General features: G+C 71.3%; 1 protein-coding gene. It reads left to right on the top strand.

Annotation, left to right across the window (positions count from 1 at the left end; genetic code table 11):
* Nucleotides 1-395: 395 nt before the first annotated feature.
* Nucleotides 396-1,375: nitronate monooxygenase family protein (locus FV228_RS29850; protein WP_147857745.1), on the top strand; the 980-nt coding region annotated here is incomplete at its 3' end.

Here is a 1,375-nt window from a genome sequence, read left to right as displayed (position 1 = left end):
GGCCAGGGCGGCATCGAGGGCAGCCCGCAGCGCGGCGCCGAGCGCGTTGACCGGCGGGTTGGCCAGCGTGAGCACGGCCACGCCGCCATCGACCTCGTAACGAACCAAAGCGTCGCTCTCCCTGTTCTGCAGTGCAGAATGATCGTTTGCAATTTGATGGGATGTTGATCCGCGATCCCCTACTCGTCAAGAACGCGGTGCCATTGCCGGCGGCCTGCGTCGCGCCGTTCCGCATTGCAGACGCCGCCCGGCTGGATGGTTTGACCGGTGCCGGACGCCATGCCATTCAGACCCGCCCCGGGCACGATTCCGACCCTGGCCCGCCCAGCCGGGTTGCCCGATCGATCAGGGAGGATCGCCGTGCGCGGTATCGGCCAACAGCCCGGCAGCCTCCGATGAGCGACGGGTTCGAACAGGGCCCGGCTAGCCGCCTGCCCGAGATCCTGCGCGGTCGCCTCGCCCTGCCGGTGATCTGCGCGCCGATGTTCATCGTCTCGGGACCGGAACTCGTGATCGCGCAATGCCTCGCCGGGGTGGTCGGCGCGTTCCCCGCGCTCAACGCCCGGCCCGCCGCGTTACTCGACGAATGGCTTTCGACGATCACGCGGACCCTGGCTGAAGAGCGCGCGAAGGATCCCGCCCGCAAGATCGCGCCCTTCGCGGTCAACCAGATCGTCCACGCGTCGAACGACCGGCTGGCGCAGGATGTCGAGGCCTGCGTCCGGCATCGGGTGCCGATCATCATCACGTCGCTGCGGGCCCCGGACGCGGTGATCCGCCCGGTCCACGCCTATGGCGGCGTGGTGTTCCACGACGTCACCACGGTCCGCCATGCCGAGAAGGCCCTGGAGGCCGGGGTCGACGGGCTGATCCTGGTCTGCGCCGGCGCCGGGGGCCATGCCGGCACGCTGAGCCCCTTCGCCCTCGTCGGCGAGATCCGCCGCTTCTACGACGGGCCGCTGATCCTGTCGGGGGCGATCACCACCGGCTCGGCGATCCTGGCCGCCCAGGCCATGGGCGCCGACCTCGCCTACATGGGCACCCGGTTCATCGCGACCCGGGAGGCGAACGCCGCGTCCGGCTACAAGGACATGATCGCCGGCAGCGCCGCCGCCGACGTCCTGTACACCCCCTACTTCACGGGGGTGCCGGGCAACTACCTGACCCCCAGCATCCGCGCCGCCGGACTCGATCCCGAGGCCTTGCCGGTGCGCGACAAGACCGCGATGGATTTCGGCAGCGCCGGCGTGAAGGCCTGGCGGGACGTCTGGGGCGCCGGCCAGGGGGTCGGCACCATCGCGGACGCGCCGGCCACCGCCGACCTGGTGGCCCGGCTCGTCCGGGAATACGCCGCCGCCCGGGCCGGGCTCGGGGG

Source organism: Methylobacterium sp. WL18, from assembly GCF_008040015.1.
GTDB lineage: Bacteria > Pseudomonadota > Alphaproteobacteria > Rhizobiales > Beijerinckiaceae > Methylobacterium > Methylobacterium mesophilicum.
The sequence above is the reverse complement of the archived record's forward strand: the minus strand, read 5'-3'. Positions and strand labels throughout refer to the sequence as shown.